14 protein-coding genes are annotated in these 21,144 nt (G+C 47.7%); 5 read left to right on the top strand and 9 right to left on the bottom strand.

The annotated features are described in order from the left end of the window. Positions 1-32 precede the first annotated feature (32 nt). The 7 genes from CXK86_RS02600 to CXK86_RS02570 form a co-directional block, all read right to left on the bottom strand. Complete coding sequence (locus tag CXK86_RS02600; RefSeq protein WP_101313428.1) at positions 33-1,802, bottom strand: cache domain-containing sensor histidine kinase; 1,770 nt, start codon at positions 1,800-1,802, stop codon at positions 33-35. An 18-nt stretch (positions 1,803-1,820) separates the two neighbouring features. Next, positions 1,821-3,368 (bottom strand): response regulator transcription factor, encoded by a 1,548-nt coding sequence (locus tag CXK86_RS02595; RefSeq protein ID WP_101313427.1) that lies wholly within the window; start codon positions 3,366-3,368, stop codon positions 1,821-1,823. Between the two features lie 271 nt (positions 3,369-3,639). Further along, positions 3,640-6,720 carry a X2-like carbohydrate binding domain-containing protein gene (locus tag CXK86_RS02590; RefSeq protein WP_101313426.1) on the bottom strand — a complete coding sequence of 1,027 codons (3,081 nt, stop codon included), beginning with the start codon at positions 6,718-6,720 and terminating at the stop codon, positions 3,640-3,642. A gap of 403 nt (positions 6,721-7,123) precedes the next feature. Further along, positions 7,124-8,005 (bottom strand): SMP-30/gluconolactonase/LRE family protein, encoded by an 882-nt coding sequence (locus CXK86_RS02585; RefSeq protein WP_101313425.1) that lies wholly within the window; start codon positions 8,003-8,005, stop codon positions 7,124-7,126. Positions 8,006-8,017: 12 nt separating this feature from the next. Then, positions 8,018-8,683, bottom strand: coding sequence for an SGNH/GDSL hydrolase family protein (locus CXK86_RS02580; protein WP_076208943.1), 666 nt, complete (start codon positions 8,681-8,683; stop codon positions 8,018-8,020). Between the two features lie 81 nt (positions 8,684-8,764). Then, positions 8,765-9,553 (bottom strand): alpha/beta hydrolase, encoded by a 789-nt coding sequence (locus CXK86_RS02575; protein ID WP_101313424.1) that lies wholly within the window; start codon positions 9,551-9,553, stop codon positions 8,765-8,767. A gap of 143 nt (positions 9,554-9,696) precedes the next feature. Further along, complete coding sequence (locus CXK86_RS02570; protein ID WP_101313423.1) at positions 9,697-10,530, bottom strand: AraC family transcriptional regulator; 834 nt, start codon at positions 10,528-10,530, stop codon at positions 9,697-9,699. Positions 10,531-10,658: 128 nt separating this feature from the next. Here CXK86_RS02570 and CXK86_RS02565 point away from each other — a divergent pair, with 128 nt between their 5' ends. The 3 genes from CXK86_RS02565 to CXK86_RS02555 all read left to right on the top strand — a co-directional run bounded on the left by CXK86_RS02565 (position 10,659) and on the right by CXK86_RS02555 (position 14,801). Beyond that, positions 10,659-12,686, top strand: coding sequence for a beta-galactosidase (locus tag CXK86_RS02565; protein ID WP_076326840.1), 2,028 nt, complete (start codon positions 10,659-10,661; stop codon positions 12,684-12,686). 437 nt (positions 12,687-13,123) lie between these two features. Next, positions 13,124-14,080, top strand: coding sequence for a helix-turn-helix transcriptional regulator (locus tag CXK86_RS02560; protein ID WP_101313422.1), 957 nt, complete (start codon positions 13,124-13,126; stop codon positions 14,078-14,080). A gap of 34 nt (positions 14,081-14,114) precedes the next feature. Next, positions 14,115-14,801 (top strand): AlkZ-related protein, encoded by a 687-nt coding sequence (locus CXK86_RS02555; protein WP_036670284.1) that lies wholly within the window; start codon positions 14,115-14,117, stop codon positions 14,799-14,801. A 101-nt stretch (positions 14,802-14,902) separates the two neighbouring features. On the opposite strand, the gene CXK86_RS02550 is transcribed toward CXK86_RS02555, so the two are convergent. Then, complete coding sequence (locus CXK86_RS02550; RefSeq protein WP_179086417.1) at positions 14,903-16,417, bottom strand: UxaA family hydrolase; 1,515 nt, start codon at positions 16,415-16,417, stop codon at positions 14,903-14,905. Then, on the bottom strand, positions 16,414-17,931 hold the full coding sequence (locus CXK86_RS02545; protein ID WP_101313421.1) for a tagaturonate reductase: 1,518 nt from the start codon (positions 17,929-17,931) through the stop codon (positions 16,414-16,416). The genes CXK86_RS02550 and CXK86_RS02545 overlap by 4 nt, the downstream gene beginning before the upstream one ends. Before the next feature lie 141 nt (positions 17,932-18,072). Here CXK86_RS02545 and CXK86_RS02540 point away from each other — a divergent pair, with 141 nt between their 5' ends. Together CXK86_RS02540 and CXK86_RS02535 are read left to right on the top strand one after the other, a co-directional pair. Continuing rightward, positions 18,073-18,999, top strand: a complete 927-nt coding sequence (locus CXK86_RS02540) for an AraC family transcriptional regulator (RefSeq protein WP_083677279.1) — start codon at positions 18,073-18,075, stop codon at positions 18,997-18,999. A 142-nt stretch (positions 19,000-19,141) separates the two neighbouring features. Then, complete coding sequence (locus tag CXK86_RS02535) at positions 19,142-21,130, top strand: elongation factor G (protein WP_076249849.1); 1,989 nt, start codon at positions 19,142-19,144, stop codon at positions 21,128-21,130. Positions 21,131-21,144 lie beyond the last annotated feature (14 nt).

The following is a 21,144-nucleotide window of genomic DNA, read 5'->3' as shown; positions in this document are numbered from 1 at the left end:
TTTAAGTGTATTTAATGGAATCGGGTTTCGATTCAACTCGTGATTAAAGGTAGTGTAACGGTGACTCTCGTTCCTTCCCCAACCGTACTCATAATGGTGACACCATAAGGTGAACCATATAATAACTCAATACGGTCATGGACATTGCGAATACCGATACCACTGAATAGTTGACGATTGTTCTTTGGATTGGGCAACGTTTCTCCCATGACAAGTCCTTCAATTCCATCCCCGTTGTCCATAATCTCACAGATGAGTGATTCTCCCGCTCTGGAAACCATGACATGAATCGTACCCGTTTCTTTCTTGATGAATCCATGGAAAAATGCATTCTCGATAAACGGCTGGATCACCAGTTTGGGTACATGATAGTGTGTACAATCCGGAGCAACGTAGAAAGCTGCTTTAATCCGGCCACCATATCTGACGTGATTAATGAAGACATAATTTTTCAAATTCTCGACTTCTTGTTCCACTGTAACCGTCTGACTCACATCACTGATCGTATTTTGCAGCAATCCAATTAATGCATTAATCGTCTCCGCAGCCCTGTCTTTGTTGCCTTGTTGCACCAGAACTTTGACAGATGCAAGTGTATTGTACAAGAAGTGAGGATTAATCTGACTCTGTAATGCCGCAAGCTCTGCATTCCGTTGTTCATGCTGTGTCTGTACTAACTGATCCACATAATCATGCAGTTCATCAAGCATGTAATTGTAAGCATGACCAAGCTGCCTGCTCTCGTAGCTTCCGCTCACCGGAATATAGTTGTCCAGATCACTTTTTGTAATGTTGGACATCTGCTTCACAAGTCTGCGCAGTGACTTGGTAATCTGGCTGGTGATGAGAAACACAAGGATGAGTGCCCCCACAACGATAGCTGCACAGATCAGGGCAACCGTCTTCATGTCGATAAGTTGACCCATCGCCAGATCCTTATCCACTACATTGACAATATAAAACCGATAGAACGGTAAATACTCGGATAACACAACGCTATCCTGATCCATCACACGAGCATTAATACTTCTCGGAGAGTTGTTGTTCATATCCCGGGCATACGATAGCAAATCCAGCTGAGTTGTTCCGATCCAGTCTTCACGATTCGATGATACAATCTCACCTTTTTCATTCATAATGACCACATCATTGCCACGACTTGTAAAGCTGCTGTAAAATTGCCGGAATATGTCTTCTCTCATCGTGACATAGAGCGTACCGTATATCCGGCTGCGTGTTCGGTCCGTCAACGCTTTCGTCGCAGAGATCATCTGCTGACTCCCGAGCGTTGACTCGTTTTGGTAAACATCAAAGATAAGACGACTCGGCGTCTCAGCTGCTTCCATCGTAATTGGCTCCTGCTTCAATTCATCCACGGACAACTGAAGGTGAGCACGATTCGTGGAATAGCTCCGTCCATTAATCCCGATAATTGTTATCCCGACTTCGTAGGATTCTGTGATGGATTGAATTCGATCCATGGTTTCCCTCATATTATAGAAGGATTTGGCCATCGTGAGGGAATCGGCATCTCCTTCGGACAGGAATCCTCGGATCGATCCACTCTGCGTCACATTATTCGATACGGCAGCAATGGCCTCATTAAAGGATTCAAAATTTGTTTTGATCTGATTAAGCACCTTGGAGTTTGTGATACTGAACGTCTCAGTAAACAGATTGGTTGACATGTGAATGGTCGTCCATAAGATGAGTACAGAAACGAGGACAATACTGACCACCATAACCAGAAACAACTTAGGAAACAATCCGAGACGAGATAATTGGTTCATCCATTTCTTCATGATCTTATCCTTCTGACTTTATGCCCAGAATTTGCGCCGGTATCGGCTTGGTGATAATCCGGTGAATTTTTTGAACACTTTGCAAAAGTAACTATGATCGGAATAGCCTACCATACTGCTAATCTCAGAGATCGTTACATCATCGGATCGGAGCAGTTCCTCGGCTTTTTCAATCCGAATTTTATTCAAGTATTCATTAAATCCTTCTTTTTTGTGAGATGAGAAATAACTGGATAAATACGATGGATTAAAATGAAAGTGCTTGGCTACTTCAGCAAGCCCGAGCGGCTGATCAAAGTGCTCATGCATGTAATCCAGCAACATCTTCATGTTGGGATCACTTCGTTTTCCACCCGCACCAACGGTGCACTCCTGAACTTCCGTCATGAATTGATCAAGCACGGTCATGACTTCGTCCAGACTCGAAGCGCCGTCCACATTTTTAAAATACGTATATTTGCTCTCTTCCAGCCCGGCAGACTGAACATCCATATCCGCGAGGGTAATGGTCACGTTAAAGATCAAGTTACCGAGAAATGATTTGATCTCAAACACATCGGCAATATAATCCCGTCCAAGTGTTTTTGCATGATCCTGTAAATACTCCCTTGCCGCTTCGACCCGGTTACGCTTCACATGCTGCAAAAACATATTCACATTAAACTGGTAACCTGCGGGATGCATTGGAGGCAGTTCACCATACACCAGGATTGGTCGATTCTTATAATAGAAGCGATATTCAATCAGCTTAATCAGGCGTTCCCGGTAAACAACACCCATCTGTTCAAATGAAGTAAAGCTTTCACTAAGCACCCAACCAGGACTGCCTTCTCCTGCTGCATTTTCACTGGCCAACTGTCTGATCCGTTCAAGCATCCATTCATCTCTCGCAGGATCGACATTAAGAAGCATCACAGGTAATGTACCCTCTGCGGGAACCATTGCACATTCTACTTCAGGCAGATCACTGCGGAGCTTGGACTCAATCTGCTCCTGATCCATCTTCAGTGGATTCCCTCCAGCACCCACGGGTTTATACACCAGCAAGCGAAAGGATTCATACGGAAAGGTATCTCGAATGATCGGCATTTCACTATCTTCATCCAATGTAAATCCGGACAGCATCTTTTCCATCAGTTGCCCAAGTCTCCAGCCATCGTGCGACGGCTCGAACTGTAGCTCCGGAATTTTACCCGCTGTTCGTTGAAGGACCTGCAATAATTCATTCGTATCCAGCTTGGGTTTCAGTATATAATCGGCTGCCCCGTGCTGAAGCGTTGAACGTACATACTCGAATTCACTGAAGCTGCTAAGTACAATAACTTCAATCTGCGGATTACTGGCTTTTAGTGTACGGACAAATGTTTCCCCATCCATGACAGGCATGACAATGTCGGTGATCACAATATCCGGTTTTAACAGGTTGACCTGCTGTAATCCTTCTTCACCGTTGGAAGCTTCACCCACAATGATAAATCCTTCCGCTTCCCAGTTCATATGGTGCTTTATGCCCTGTCTTACCAGAAACTCATCGTCAACAATCAGCACCTTGCACAACCGGTTCATGATCGCGACCCCCTTGTCTAATCTTTCCTCTATATCTGTACAGGCTATACCAACTATTATATATCGGTTATAAACACTTTCCAGTGTTAGCGGTTACATTAATTCTAAATTAATTGTACATCTTTTTATATCCTAAAACGATCCTTTAAGCAATGGTAACTATCTATAGTTTACACTATATTTCGACAAAATAAGAAGCCCCGACTCGCCATTTGATCATCTGGCGAATCAGGACCCTTATTTCAATCCTTTATTTCGTTAAATCACTCACTTATGGTTCAATTCCCCATTGGAGATTTCCCGCGATATAACCAGTGACTTTGGACCAGTCCGTATAGGAAGTCTGGCTACCTGCAAAAGAATAATCATCCGTTTGCGTATAGTTGGTCCAATTGTTCTTGGAGATGCGCGTATGGATTTCTGTGCTTTGTCCTGCATTCAGAGTTCCAGCGGAAGCTGTGAATCCAATCTCAAGCACGTGGTCAGCACCTGTCCGAACTGGATTGAGTGCACTGAACGTGCCTGTTACATTCGCACTGCCAGCAGTCGCCCAGTCAGCGAAGAAGTTCTGAGGCTGTTCGCCGTTTATCGTGTAATAATATCTGATTTTCACATCAGACAGATTCAAGGCTGTAGTACCTGTGTTTGTCAGTTTAAATTTGGGACTAATCGAGCTGCCCGTCGCTGAAGTGTTGCTGTTAAACATCTCAATGCGTATGGTTCCAACAGGTGCAGCTGTTGTGTCTTTAATGAGCAGATTCAAGGTCGCAGGAGCACCTGCGCTGAATTGAAAGGTTAGCGTCGCTGCGCCATTGGGAAGTGAAGCCAAGTAGTTTTTACTTAATACGACCTCATTGCCTGTCAACGTGTAATCTGTACCTGAAACCAGCGTTGCATTCCCGTTGCGAATGGATGCAAGTGTATTCCCGTTAAGTGTTAACGTGACTGGAATATTAACCTGATTGCCTGCTTTGCGATCAAATTCGGCTGTAACCGGTGTAATCGCAGAGTTGGTCACTGGAGTACCTCCGCCGTCTCCTCCGCCATTGTTACCTCCAACACGGTCAGCATACAAAATTCCGCGGCCATTTGTTCCGAGATATACTCTTCCATACAGACGCGGATCACCCGTAATTGTGGTTACACGAGCATACTGATGCTGATCATCATTGATACGAACCCAATTGGCACCACCGTCATCGGAGCGGAAGAATCCACGTGTTCCATCGATCTGTGCAACCGTGTATAACGCAACAACGCTCTGCCCAGGGGCCGCTTTACCAAATCCGATACTGTCTGCTTCCTCTACATTCGCAAGCTTTGTGAATGTCGCTCCTGAATCCGTGGAATGCCATAATCCGTAAGGACCTTCTTCCTCACTACCACCTGCAAACCAGAGTTCGCCTTCAACACCTGGAACGGCATCCAGATCGGCATTTCCTTCCATTGGAAGTCCGGTCGCAGATGATGCCGTGAAAGTAGCACCACCATTCACACTCACATAGATTTTACCCGCTGCAAATCCATAAAATTTGTTTGGATTGACACGATCCGAAATCACTTTTGCCTGTGCAGGTATGCCCGTACTTGCCGTCCATGAATTGCCGCCAGTCGAATAATGTACGCCTTTATCTGATGTGCTCCATACGAGTCGGTTACCATTCGCAGAGATGGCTACGGTCCCTCCTCCGGTTGTGCCGGCAGGTTCTGCATTGGCCTTATACCACGTAGTACCTCCGTCACTGGACAAACCAATGGATTTTGCATTTGGATCAGCAGCATAATCTGCTTTACCTACGCGAACCATCGTATTTGGACTTAACTCTGCAAAATCCAGACTTTCTGTGGAAGGATAGTTCGGGCTCGTAAATATGGTAGCTGGAGCCTGGTCCAGATTGTTATGACGAAATCCGGAGACATCTCCCAATCCGCTTATCAAATGTGCACCACTTGGCGGGCTGACCAGATCCAGTACGGCAATCTCCTCAACCCCCTTCGCCATCACTGAAATATTGATTTTTTCATCATCATCCCAGTCTGTCAGATTCTTCGTTCCATAGATCGTAGCACCTGTTCCATACATCATGCGATCCGAATCAAACGGATCAATCTCCAGATCACCGATCATCCAGCCCAGTTTTGGGGTTGTTTCGGGTGGAGCAGGATTGGTGCCAAATGTGAGCCATGGCGCTGCCGAAATATCCTGTGTATAACGTAACTTCCGATTCGGATATCCTTCAAATTCCCATATGCGTGTCCAAGTCGCTCCGCCATCTGTACTGCGGAACAAGGTGGCATCCGGCCACCAGGAATTTAATGTCGCAACCATCAATGTACCGGGATTCTGTGCATCAACAGCCAATCCGCCATATCCAAAATAATTATCCGTGCTGCTGCTTGGAACAGGGCTGATGTTGGTCCAGACACCTGTAGACGTATTCAGTTTCCACACGTCACCTTTTGCCCCATCATAGGGTCCAACACCATCGCTGTACGTAATATAGAGGCTTCCGTCTGAATCAAACACACCATGATGCGGAATATAACCTGTAGGTTGACCAGCAACAGCTGACCAGGTCAGGCCGCCATTTGTGCTGCGATATACGCTTTGATCTTTATCCGCAACACCCACATAGATTGTCTGGGTTGCTTGCCCTGCCGAACCTGTTGTTTTGTCAAATGTAATCCATGCCAGACCCACGATGTCACTGGTATATTCATTCGAAGGGTCTTGCACATAATTTCCCGGATTCGGGAAGCTTGTGACTTCGTTCCAGGTCACACCGTAATCGGTACTTTTCCATAACCCATGACCACTTCGTGCACCGAAATACAGAATACTGTTATCATTTGGGTCCACGGTCAGGCGTTCTCCCATTGAACGTCCCGGCATGTTGCCGCCCACTTTGAACGGAAGTGTTGTGGTCTGCCATGTATCTCCCCGGTCCGTAGAGCGCAAGATGGAGCCATTATTTTGGTCCCAAGAATTCGTATACGTCCCAACTGCCATATACACCCGATCGGGATCAACCGGGTCCGTAGCCAGTGCGTCCACACCATTCTTGTTCCAGTCATCCCAGCCGACAAAATCCGTTAAGGGTATCCACCTCTCGTCAGCCGCATTCCAGCGATAGGCTCCCCCGATATCCGTACGGGCATAGATTAGATCCTTTTCCGACTCGTTGAAAATAATGCCCGGTACAAACCCGCCTCCTGCACCCGTCACCACATTTTTCCACTCATAGGCTTCACTTGGTGCCGCCACTGTCGTTCCAGCAAGTCCTCCCAGCGAGGCGGTTACTACGGCAACCGTCAGGCTCATCATTCGCAATTTCCCCATAAACGTTCTCATATCAACTTATCCTCCTCTTCTACTTCGTTACTGCATTTCGGTCTATCCCCGCTGTCTCATCGTGCTGATGATGGCGTGCCAGACGAATCAATGCATCCCTTGATACAAGAAGCCTCACCCCCTTCCAGTCATAATGTTAAGCGCTTACATAATTGTTCTTGATTCGCGGTTATCTGGATAATACTTTCAATAAATAACATTCGCTGGCAATCACCAAACCCCTCTGTCGAAATTCCGATTTTTGTAAAATATTTTCAGTGTTTAAACTCGTTTATGCAACAAAAAAAGATGCTGTTAGAACAGCACCTTTCGACATTTTATATAAGATTAAAAAATGGAATCGTTTCTTTCCTGGCAAACCAGGCAGAGGTTCACTAAGGTTCACTACATGACTGGAACCTGTTTATTTCTGGCTACCATAAGTGTGAGTCTCCTGCCCTTTAACTCCCGGTCTGATGACAAAAAGTGAGCCCGCATCCGGTGTCTCTTTCAGACGTTCTTCCTTAATCCCTATACGTGCTGTTGTAATGTATAACTCTTCGAGATCCGGTCCACCAAAACAGCATGATGTTACCTGATCTGCCGGCACCTCGATCTGTTGCAACAGTTCTGATGTATGCGGGTTCCAACGAGTGACTCTTCCTCCGCCCCAGTGCGCAACCCACAGCATGCCTTCACCATCAACCGTCATCCCATCCGGAAAACCGAATTCCTCCGGTATGTGAATGACACTTGTCCGATTTTGTATCGTACCTGCCGTCAAATCAAAATCAAATCGGTCAATAGAACGTGTCGGGGTATCAATGTAATACATGGTCTGCCGATCCAGACTCCAGCCCAGACCGTTGGATGTAGACACACCTTGCACCATTGTGCGAACGGGTTGCCCTTGCTCCAAACAATACAACGATCCGGCTTTGCTCTCATTATTCATGCTCATCGTGCCTGCCCAGAAGCGGCCCTTCGCATCACATTTTCCATCATTAAAACGATTGGTATCCTTATCTTGTTCAGGGTCTTCAATGGCCTGCAGCTCACCCGTAAGCAAGTGATACGTATGGAATCCACTGCGTAAAGCAACCACAACTTCGTCACCACGATAGGGAACAACAGCCCCGACATGTTCACCGACATCATAAGCCTGATCCTGCCCTGTAGCTGGATCATACACATGCACCTTGAAGCTTTCAATATCTACCCACAACAATCGATTGTTCTCCGCATCCCAGCTTGGACCTTCCCCCAGTAATGCCGGGGTTTGTACTGCTACAGTTACGTCGCTCATGCCATCACGTCCTTATTCAGATTTGACGCCGCCTGACCATTCGAATCCGATGGCATCCAAGAATGCTTTGGACAGTACCATATGGCCCGTTGCATCCGGATGTACCCGGTCATAAGTCAGCACAGACGTATAGAAATGATCCCAAAATGGAGCAAATGCAGCCTGTGTATCCACATACACCGCATCATACTCATTCGCTACCCTGCGTACCGCTTCTCCGTAGATATCCATCGTTGCCCGCATCGGGTCTTCAGGATTAGCCTCAAGATAATAAGGTGTCATTAGCACCAGACCTTTCAGGTTGGGACGAACCGAAGCCACCAGTTCACGCAATGTGGATTCGTATTCTTCAAGAAACACATGTGAGTCTGTTGACAATGGGTTGTCGAACTGACGCCATACATCATTAATACCGATCATGATTGTCAGCCAGTCCGGTTTAAGGTCAAGCACATCACGATCCCAACGCTGTTTCAGATCACGAATCGTATTTCCACCATTACCCACATTCTGGACACGCAACATCAATTCCGGATAGATGGACCGCAAGAGGGCATAGACTTGCGCTACGTAACCATGTCCCAGACCGGAACTACCTTCGCCTACAGGATGTTCCCGACCACAATCTGTAATCGAATCCCCGATAAACAGAAGTTTGTCATTTTTTTGCAATTTCATCGTTATTTTCTCCTTCGCTCCAAGGCGCTAATATAAGAATAATTGATTAATCAGACCGTTAAGTTGTTATCCAATCAGTGATTACCAGCCTTGATTCTTGAGCCATGTGAGACACAGATCTGACCATACCCGAACCGCGTGGTTGTCCTCAGCCAATCCAAGTCCATGTGACCCTTTCTCAAAAACGTGCAAATCATAGGGAATGCCATGCGCACCCAATGCAAGTGCGTAACGCAAGCTATTCTCTACAGGCACTGCCTGGTCATCGCTGGTGTGCCAGATGAACGCTTCAGGAGCATCCGCTCTTACCTGCTGCTCCGCACTGAAAGCCTTGATCTGCTCGGCAGAGGCGTCCGACCCAAGCAAATTCTCACGGGAACCGGCATGTCCATAGGACTCCATCGTAATGACCGGATAACAGAGAATAACTCGGTCCGGGCGTGAACTCTGGCGTTCGATGAGGTCCTCATGATCCGGTTGTCCCTCGTCATACAGCGTTCCCAGTGTTGCTGTGAGATGTCCGCCTGCGGAGAAACCAAGTACTGCAATCTTAGCAGGGTTGATGCCATACTGCTCAGCATGAGCACGAACATAACGTATGGCACGCTGACCATCTGTTATCGGTGCAGGATGCTGGTGAGGCGCCACCCGATAATTCAGGACAAATGCACTTATACCTGCACGGTTCAACAATTCCGCTATTGGAGCACCTTCATGATCAGCCAAGAATCCATAGCCGCCCCCTGGACATACAATGACAGCGCTCTCGGAACCGGGCTGAATAAATGGAATCAAATGTGGCATCTCGTCTTCATGACCCTGGGATGCATAAGGTGCAGCATGATCCCATAAGGGTATAGTTGTTGTCATCTTCAATCATCCTCTCCAAGTAGAACGGATACATGGGTCCGTTTAAACGTTTTCGAATCTCAGGAATCGATACCATCATAACGGTAATGACCCTAACGCATCAATACCTTCCTGGCATCACTTTTTGATCATTTGGGTACATGTTAGTACAAATTACGGAACTGTTCAGGAGTTACCCCCTCAATCCTGCGAAAAGTTGCTACAAAATGGCTAGCATCTCGAAACCCTACCCTAACTGCAGTCTCCCTAATCGTCAGGGCGGTATCCCCGGTCATGATTTCCTTGGCTTTGCGAATGCGCAGCAAAATGAAATAACTGTAGGCTGTCATGCCAAAGGACTGCTTGAACAAGGTGTTCAGATGTCTGGATGAGATCCCCGTGACGTCAGCCATATGTTCGAGACCAATCTCAGGATTCGCATAATGCTGTTCCATGAATGCAATGAGCGGAGCGAGTCTCTCCACAGCATGAGAGATCGAAGAGCGATTGCCGGTCATGCCATGTTTTTTGAGCAAAATCAGAAATCGATATATATCCGCTGACGCCTCGAGTCCCGACAAATCCTGATCACTTCTGATCGAATCCAGCACTTCCTGGCCGTAATCATTGAACGGACTGCTCTGCTCCCACTGATGCAACGCTGCTTCACCCAGACTAAGTGACTCCAAGATTGCCGGACACTGGGAACCGCCAAATGTAATATAGAATGTCTCCCACTCTCCTTGGGCGCGCACATATTCATGCGGTTCATTTGGCGGCAGCAAAATACCTGATGCTTCCCCAAGTACGACCGTGGACCCGGCAAACTTGAATTCTCCGGCTCCCTTTACTGTCTGAAGCCAATGGTAACAGGGATACCCCACAGGTCTGGACACCTTCTCCTGATTGCCGTTATAACCTAGGCTCTCAATATAAAGGGGCAACGGCTGATCACGTGACGTCATGAAATATCGTTGATGTCGGGGGGAGATAAACATGGGATGCCTCCTTGGGTATAAGTTGAAGTAAACTTCCGTATTCTTATATGAGTCATTACTTTTATTATATTTTAAAAGTCATATGTATCATATAGTATAGGATTATTCTTATACAAGAGGTGAACACATTGATTAGTAACAAACTGCCCAAAATGTTCTACGGGGGCGATTACAACCCGGAACAGTGGGATCACGAAACCCACCTTGAAGACCTGCGCATGTTCCAATTGGCAGGCATTGATATTGCCACAATCAACGTATTTTCATGGGCACTGATTCAGCCTGATGAAGTTACTTACCGTTTTGAAGAACTCGACCAACTGATTAATCGTTTACATGAAAACGGTGTCTATATATGCCTTGCAACAAGCACTGCTGCCCATCCGGCCTGGATGGCAAAGAAATATCCAGACGTGCTTCGTGTAGATGCCGATGGACGCAAACGAAAATTCGGTGGGCGCCATAATTCCTGTCCCAACAGCCCGACCTATCGCAAATACGCTGAGAAGATTGCGGATAAACTGGCCGAACGATACAAGGATCACCCCGCGGTTCTCGTATGGCACATCTCCAACGAATATGGCGGTGAGTGCTACTGTGACAACTGTGAGAAAGCGTTCCGCGTGTATCTGAAAGAACGCTATCAGACTCTGGAACAGGTCAACAAAGCATGGAATACGAATTTCTGGGGGCATACCTTCTACGATTGGGACGAAATTGTATTACCAAGCAACCTGAGCGAACATTGGGGTAACAACAATTCAACGTTCCAGGGAATCTCGCTGGACTACTCTCGCTTCAACTCCGACAGCATGCTGGATTGTTATCTATTGGAATACAATACGATCAAAAAACATATTCCGGACTCCGTTGTTACTACCAATCTGATGGGATTCTTCAAGCAATTAGACTATTTCAAATGGGCAAAATATTTGGATATCGTCTCCTGGGACAGTTATCCTGGTCTCGCAACACCCGTCAGCTTCACGGCAATGGCTCATGACCTTATGCGCGGATTGAAGGATGGTCAACCGTTCATGCTGATGGAGCAAACACCAAGTCAGCAGAACTGGCAACCGTATAACTCACTGAAACGTCCAGGTGTCATGCGTCTGTGGAGTTATCAATCTGTTGCGCACGGGGCCGATACCATCATGTTCTTCCAGCTTCGCCGCTCCATTGGTGCCTGTGAGAAGTATCACGGTGCAGTTATTGAGCATGCTGGGCATGAGAATACACGTGTATTCCGCGAAGTCGCTGAGCTGGGCAAGGAATTGCAGATCCTTGGAGATACCACGCTGGATGCATCTGTTGAATCCAAAGTAGCCATTGTGTTCGACTGGGATAACTGGTGGGCCATCGAAAAATCAAGCGGACCTACGGTTGCCCTGAACTATGTGGATCAGATCCATAAATACTACGCAGCCTTCTTCCGCCGCAACATACAGGTAGATATCGTCAGTGTGGATACGGATATGAGCAAATACGACATTGTCCTTGCCCCTGTTCTTTACATGGTTAAACCAGGGTTTGCCGCCAAACTGGAGAAGTATGTTGAAGCAGGTGGAACATTCCTGACGACCTTCTTCAGCGGCATTGTCAACGAGAACGATCTCGTGACCACAGGTGGATATCCGGGAGAACTTCGTAAACTGCTCGGAATCTGGGTGGAAGAGATTGATGCCCTGCTTCCTGAGCAAAAGAACCGCATTGTCCTTAAAGAAACCTACGGTGATCTTCAAGGAGAGTATGGGTGCGGTATGCTGTGTGACCTGCTGCACAGTGAAGGAGCCGAAATCATTGCGGAGTATGGAGACGACTTTTATAAAGGCATGCCTGTTGTGACACGTAATACCTTTGGTCAAGGTGAAGCCTGGTACGTTGCATCCGACCCGGATGAGCACTTCCTGGATGGTTTGCTGGGACAGCTTGCAGCAGCCAAGAACGTAGAATCCTTGCTTGAGACACCAGAAGGTGTTGAAGTAAGCGCACGAACCAAAGACGGCAAACCCTACCTGTTTGTCATGAACCATAACGCAACCACACAATCCTATGATCTGGGAACAGCTAAGGCACATGATCTGCTCACCAATCGTGAGCTTTCGGGAAGTGTTGAGATTGAAGCCCGTGGAGTGCAATTGCTCGAAATGAAATAAGCGATTTCGCTTAATTGAAATCATTCGGAATAATATAATGTGATAGAAATTCCCGCGATACAAAGTGTCACATATTCATTCCTTTTATACTTGTTATTGTCTTCAGCGAGGATATTGGTATAGATTTCAGACCTTTATCGTCTTCTGTAAGCCAAAAGCTGCTACTTCCCGTATCCGTCTACACCGGATACGGGTTTTTGGCATGATCTGTGGTCTTTTTGATAGAAGGAAATATCAGTATGCAAAGCGAATTGGACGAGAAACACATTTTAACAACGCCTGCCGGAACATGCTTGTGAATCCTGATGCTGATCCATTATAAAATAATGAACAGTTGAAAAATTGGTGACACTCATGATGTCACTTATTCGTTGTTACAATTGAAATATACTACGACATCACTTTCCGGCGGCGCAGATCGAAACGGAGTGGCTGACATGAACAGAACAAATCGGCTTGCTGCCATTGTAATGGCATTACAGCATGGTCACGAAACGGCACACTCATTAGGTGAGAAATTTGAGGTTTCCCGTCGCACGATTCTTCGGGATATTCAATCCCTCTCCGAGATGAATGTGCCCATTATTGCCATTTCCGGTCCGGGAGGCGGTTTCAGTCTTATGGAGGGTTACGTATTACCCCCATTACAGCTGGACCCGGTAGAAGCAGCGACGCTCTTATTCGCTCTTGAAGGTCTAAGTCGCTACGCCGACACACCCTTTCATGAGAAACGCTGGACCCTGATGAACAAAGTTAAGGCTATCATTCCGGATGATATTATGTCGCGAATTGATCCCATGCTCAAACAACTGCATCATCATATTCCAGACCGCAATTACATTCTTCCTCATCTGGACGCACTGCTGGCATGTATACCCGAACACGGGTGGCTTAGTGTGCTGTATCGCTCCGCATCACGTCAGCGTTGGTTGCATATCTGTCCCACACGGGTATATGCTTCCTCTGGCTTCTGGTACTGTGAAGCATATTCCCTCGAACATGTTGAACAACGGCTGTTCCGGGTTGACCGAATTATCGAAGTCAAAGCGATCGAACCACAGGATGCACAGATGCTTAATGAACAGGCAGAGCAACAGCAGAGTAAGCCGACCCCTCCAGAACAGCCGCCAACCCTGGTTAAGGTACAACTGAGTTATCGGGGAATGATTGAAGCTGAACAGGACGAGCATATTGGTGAAAAGATGACTGAAATTGCCCCGGATCTCTGGGAATTATCATTCCTTTGTCCACCAGGGGAATGGGACTGGGCCGTACGATTCTTTTACCGATTAGGACGTGAAGCCGAAGTGATTGAACCTCTCCAACTTCGCAGTGAGATTCGTCAGCATGCCGAGGAAGTGAGCCGGAGATACCTTGCTTCAACCAAGTCGTAGCTTGACTACACACAAAAAGGAGCCTACTGATATCATGACATATGAAGCCGTTATAACGTACGAAGAAGCAGTACAGCGTATCCAGTCTATAGGGCTGTTGCCTCTGGCACCACTATTTGCCGATTATCCTTCTCTGTCATCGCTAACCCCCAAAGAACATTGGCACAAGGATGATGAATTCGATCCTTGGTTATGGCGTTCACGCCTGGCTGAAGAGGGCATTGCTGCATATGGAAAATTTGTCAAAAAGAAAGCGCTTCTTGTCTCATCTGAATACTTCCCTTGGGTACACCGACTGCTTGCCGATTCCAGAACCATCAAGGAACAGTATGAAGCGGGTCTACTCTCCCGTGAAGCGTTCAAACTTCATGCGTTAGTTGCAGAACAAGAAGGCATCGATGGGCGTGCCTTGCGATCACAAGCCGGTTTCGGGGCAAAAGAGGACAAAAAAACATTTGACCGTGGACTTCTGGACCTTCAGGGCTGTGCAGCCATTGTGATCAGTGGCACCAAAGAAAAAGAAGGGCTCGCAGAAGGCAAAGTCGCCTGGAACAGCTCCGCATACGAGACTGCTGGTCACTGGATGGAACGTCACGGCATTAAGCCATATGAAGGCAGCATAGAAGAGGCACGTGAACTATTGATTGTGCAACTACAACAACATGCTTCACCTGCAGCATTATCAAGCATCTCCAAAGCGCTTGGCATCCGTGGAATCTAAATAAAGCCAATCCCGGTTGTAGTGCAAATTTCAACCGGAATTGGCTGTGGTTCACCATATAATGTAACCCAGACGATCAACAGCCCCCATCGACAATGGATTTAGAGAATTACGCCATCCTTGAATATGGCAATCTCCCGGAATCCATGCTGCTCACTGAGTGTGTGTGACCGTCCTGAAGCAATGTCAATCAGCTGGCTGAACAACTGCACTTTCACCTCATCCATCGTCTGCCCCTCCAACAGCTGGCCTGCGTTGAAGTCAATCCAGTGTTTTTTGCGATTCGCCAGATCGGATTGGGTCGCAATCTTGACGGTAGGTACCGGACCTCCGAAGGGAGTCCCCCGCCCTGTTGTGAAGAGCACAATATGTGCACCCGCCGCAGACAGTGCCGTTACAGATACCAGGTCATTACCCGGTGCTTCTACAATGTTCAGACCGGTTTGAGTTACACGTTTGCCATAACGTAGAACGTCGACTACGGAAGAACGTCCTCCCTTTTGCGTACATCCAAGTGACTTTTCCTCTAGCGTTGTGATGCCACCAGCCTTATTCCCAGGTGAAGGATTCTCATAGATGTTCTGGCCATGGTTCACAAAATATTGCTTGAAGCCGTTCACGAGGTCCACCAAATCGTGAAATACCTGCTCATTGGCAGCCCGGTTCATTAAGATCGTCTCCGCACCAAACATCTCCGGAACTTCCGTCAGAATAGCCGTACCCCCGGCAGCAACCAACATATCAGCAACTGCACCGACCAGCGGATTGGCTGTAATGCCAGATAAACCATCGGAACCGCCACACTTCAAACCAATTTTAAGTTTACTGAGCGGAAGCGGCTGCCGTTGTTCATGTTCAGCGATCTCCACAAGTTCTTCCATCAGTCGAAGCCCTTCCTCAAGCTCGTCATCCGTTTCCTGTGCTTTGAGAAACCGTACTTTACCGCGGTATTCCGGAGCAATACACTCACGGAATTCATCGACCTGATTGTTCTCACAGCCCAGACCGATGACGAGCACGCCTCCTGCATTCGGATGCTCCACCAAGGAGGCCAGCAACTGTTGTGTATACTTCAGATCATCACCAAGCTGTGAACACCCGAATGGATGCGGAAAGTGAAATACACCATCTACCCGGCTTCCAAACTGGGACTGCCCCATACGTGCCAAAGCTTCACAAACTTTATTGATACATCCAACCGTATTCACAATCCAGATCTCATTACGAATACCTGCGTCACCATTGGGGCGCAAATATCCATCAAATGAGCGCAGATGTTCCGGAGGCATGTCCGTCTGAACCTGCGCGCCCGGCTGATACTCATATTCAAGCAATCCGTGCAGACCCGTCTTCAGGTTGTGACTATGAATCCAGCTTCCCTGCTCAATCTGCTCTTGGGCAATCCCGATGGAGAAACCATACTTCATCACATCATCACCCGGTGCCAGGGTATGCACAGCAATCTTATGCCCTTTGGGCACGTCATCCAGCAAGGTAAAAGAAACACCGTCTGGCAGGGTAATGCATTCTCCTTTCGCATAATCCCGAAGCGCTATAATGACATCATCCTGTGGTTGAATGGCAATCCAGTCATTGATTGTACTTGTTGTGTTCATTTCCCTTCACCTTCCAACAATCCGATTTCACGAACAAGTGCTGCACGCAGCCCTTCTCTTGCATCCAGATTTTCGCCCCAGATCAGGGTATCTGACAACACAGCCGCTACCCGGTTATCCAGTTGGTTCTGATCCCTGTTAAGCGTGTCATAACCGTCCCAGTGTGCAGCCAAAGTAGCCAGGACATCCGGGTCATCCCGCAGCAAAATGTCCTCTCCATTCAGTCGTTGTGCCTTGTAACCTTCTGGCGTATTTACCGGACGATAGAGACACAATAATCCAGCAAACCCTTGAATTAAACGTTCTGGCCAACTTCCCTGATTTTGCTCGTAAGACAGAAGTGTTGGCAGCACACGCACCTTGAATTTTCCGATCGTATTCAAAGAAATATCTTGCAATTTGTGATCAATATATGGGTTAAGGAACCGTTCGAACACTTCTTCTGCATACTGGTCCAGCTGATGATCGGGCATATCCAGAGCAGGTACGATCTCCTGATGCACAGCTTCCCTGATCCATGTGCCAAAATGTGGATCTTCCATCGTTTCTCTCACATGTTGCTTGCCTTGCAGAATGCCTAGAGATGACATTAAGGTATGCGCCCCATTCAAAATACGAACTTTGCGTACCTGAAAAGGCTTCAGATCTTTCACCCAATGTACATTGAGACCTGCCTGCTTGAGAGGAAGTTTTTTGTCCAATGATTCATCACCCTGAATGGCCCAAAAATGATATGGCTCTGCCGTATTAATCAACTGGTCCTCATACCCCCAGCGATTCGTCAGGGAATCGGCTTCCTCCTGGGTCGGCGCACCTGTTACGATTCGATCTACCAGATTGTTCAGGAAGTGATTATGGTTCTCGATCCATGAACGGAAGCCATCCGAATACCCATAATCCTTACTATGACGGAGGACACAACTGCGCAGCACATCACCATTGCCTTCAAGCAGCTCGCATGGCAGATGAATCAAACCTCTGGATGGATCACCATCAAATTTCAAATATCGCTGATGCAGGAAAACCGTTAATTTCCCCGGAAATGATTGGACGGGTTCACCCTCGATATAGTCCGCATACGTATATTTCAATCCTGATTCGGTTGTATTGGAAATAACGAACTCAAGTGAAGGCAGTTCCGCCAAGTTCAGAAAGGCATCCCATTCCTCATACGGATTGATACACTGTGAGAAAATGGAGATCAACTCTGTCCGCTCAACCGGCTTTCCTTGAGACAGCCCACGCGTAATCATCGTATATAATCCATCCTGATCACGAATCTGCTCCAGCTTGGCTTTGCCTCCCGGTCGTGGTTGGGTAACAGCTACACTTCCATGGAATTTGCCTTGTCTGGCACTCTCATGAAGCATCCAGTCTGCAAATCCCCGCAAGAAATTACCTTCTCCAATCTGCAAAACCTTCACGGGACGCTCCATAATCTCCTTGCACTTGCGCTGACCATCGCTCCCCAGTAAATTCAGCTTCAACCTTGGCCGTTTCGTGCTTGCCGACATGGACACTCACCTCATCGATTATTTGTACTGTCGGAATGCAGCTCGAAGGCTCTGCACCCTTTTATTGTAAACGCTTTAAATTCATTGTATCATCAATAAAAGGAAATTAAATTGCTTATATTGCGGTAAATATACTCTCTCATGACCAGGTATAACATCTCGTTGAAGACGATCGTCTGGAAAGGAGTCTTTATGGAACGTTCACCTGTTCGTACGACTATTCAAGCAGAATCCGGTATTCCGTTCCGCCTGGTGTACAGCGATACCAAATCCCCTCAGAACGAATTGCCAGATCACCTTCACGACTGGCATGAAATTATCTATGTATATCGGGGTCAGGGAAGCATCTTTATTGATACGGGACTTGAGAATATGCAAGAAGGAGATCTGTTCATTATACCGGGCAGCACGGTTCACCGAGCCTTGCCGGATGCAGGCAATCCTGTCACATCTTCCGCATTGTTCTTCAGCCCGGGCTTGCTGGCATCGACCGCTGGAGGCGCTGCTTCTTCCTTGCTAAGCCTGTTTGAACGTTGTCGTAAACAACGCGTGTATAAGAGGCATCTGAACACAGAGGAGCAATCACAGGTGGCCACCCTCATTGATAATATTCAGACCGAATTCCAGCTCGGTCATCATCTAAGCGCACATGCGGCCCTGTTAAGGCTGCAACTGTTGCTCATTTTTCTGGAACGTCTGGAAGCTGCGGGACCTGCGAATCCGGGTAAATCCGCTCCAGGTCCCTCATGGCTCTCTTCTACGATCTCTCATATTGACGATAACCTTCGGAATGGCCTGTCCCTCCCTGAACTGGCGCAGCACGCCTCTGTATCCCCTGCCCATTTCAGTCGTGCCTTCAAACGATACACGGGAATGACTCTAACGGATTACGCATTAGCACGAAGGGTCATTATGGCGAAAGAGCATCTGGTGCAAGGTGATGAGACGATGGCAGCCGTTGCCGATGCTTGCGGGTTCGACAGCCTGCCCCACTTTTACCGTCAATTCAAAAAATTAACCGGTACAACACCCGCAGCATACCGCAGAACCATGAACAGTTCTCGTTAAAATAGAACCAGACTGGAACATAGGTGCCTGGGCCTAATCATATATATCCACATATTCTTCCATATGGAAGATGTGGTATGATAATCTGGATTATTACTTGTCGGAAACATTGCATTCCGTTGTCAGAGGAGCTTAGCATTCCATGTTAAACGAATTGAATCGCAGGAATATTGGTATCTTCGCCCATGTGGATGCGGGGAAAACAACCACCACCGAGCATATGTTATTTGAGAGTGGTGTCGTCCGCAGTCCGGGACGTGTAGATGACGGAACAACAGCCACAGACTCCCTGGACATTGAGAAAGAACGTGGCATATCCGTTCAGGCAGCCATGACCTCTCTGATCTGGAAGAACACCATCATTGACCTCATTGATACGCCTGGTCACATTGATTTTAGCTCCGAAGTAGAGCGAACGCTACGGGTAATGGATGGAGCTATTCTCATTCTGTCGGCAGTAGAAGGCATTCAGTCCCAGAGTGAAGCCATCTGGCATGCCCTTCGTTCACTTCGCATCCCAACCATCATTTATATTAATAAAATGGATCGGATTGGTGCGTCTGCCCCAGCGGTAATGGAGCAGATTTGTTCCACCCTGTCCCCTTTCGCATGCGAAATCCAAACGTATCAGTTCCACGAAGATTCATTTCATGGCATCGACTCGCTATGGAACCCGAATCAAGATTCTCTGTCAGATGGCACACCTTCCATTCCAGGTCTGGTCGAGATACTTGCCGAGCTGGACGAAAAGGTCATGGAAGCCTACATCCAGGAGACTCCGTTATCACAAAGGGATCTGAATGAAGCATTCCTGCGGTATGTGCATCAGGGTGAGATGTTCCCTGTGTGTTATGGGGCTTCCGGCAAAGGAATTGGCGTCACGGCATTGCTGGACACGGTCCTTGCATTTCTGCCTCCACCTGCACAACCAGTGGACTCTCCCGTATCCGGCGTTGTGTTCAAAATTGAACGTGACCGTACGATGGGCCGCACGGCATACGTCCGTATGTATGGTGGCATCTTACACAATCGGGATACCATCCATAATTCGACGCGGGAGCTTGAAGAGAAAGTGACGCAGATTCGCCGTATGGATGGACGGAAATGGGCGGATACCGGTGCCGTTCACGCGGGGCAGATTGCTGCGCTGTATGGACTGAGTGACACACATGTGGGTGACATTATCGGCAATCCTGAAGGTGTACCTCCTCTGCCACAGATGGCTGTGCCTTTGCTGACCGTACAAGTACATGGCAAGGACCCGGCACGTTACCCCGATCTTGTCGCAGCATTGCAAGAGTTGACGGATGAAGACCCCTTACTCGACCTGCAATGGTTGCCGGAGGAACGAGAACTGCATCTCAAGGTCATGGGAACCATTCAGCTTGAGATTTTATCCAGCCTGTTGCTGAGTCGTTTCGGATTGGATGTCGTGTTTGATCCGCCATCCGTCATCTATAAGGAGACACCACGTACAGCCGGAGAAGGTTACATCGCTTATACGATGCCTAAGCCCTGCTGGGCCATCCTTCGCTTCAAGATTGAACCTTTGCCTCGCGGAAGCGGTCTGATCTATGCCTCAACCGTAAGGACAGAAGATCTGCTGTTACGTTATCAGAATGAAGTTGAACGACGAATTCCGGAAGCCTTGTCTCAAGGTATGCTCGGTTGGGAAGTAACCGATCTGCGCATCACGCTGGTGGAAGGGGAACATCATGTCTGGCATACACATCCGCTGGATTTTGTTGTAGCCACGCCTATGGGAATCATGGATGGATTGGCGAGAACAGGTACCACGTTGCTGGAACCCCTTCTTCAGTTCCGGCTGACGGTCCCGGAGGAATACGGCGGTAAGGCCCTTAGTGATCTGGTACATATGCGGGCAACCTTCGAAGCCCCCGTCATTGGTAGCGGACGTTGTATTATTGAAGGAGTTATGCCTCTTGCCACCTCAATGGATTATCCGGTGAAACTGCGTTCCGAGACAAGCGGCCGCGGAGTGCTTACGACTTCGTTTGCCGGATACCAAGATTGTCCTGCGGGTGTGAATCATACTTGCAAACGCAGAGGAGTTAACCCGCTGGATCAGTCGAAATATATTTTAAGTGTACGAAACGCGATTACATCATAAATGGAGTTGAACCT

This window comes from Paenibacillus sp. BGI2013 (genome assembly GCF_002843485.1).
GTDB classification, from domain to species: Bacteria; Bacillota; Bacilli; order Paenibacillales; family Paenibacillaceae; genus Paenibacillus; species Paenibacillus amylolyticus.
Note: the sequence above shows the minus strand (reverse complement) of the source record. Positions and strands in the feature narration are given on the sequence as shown.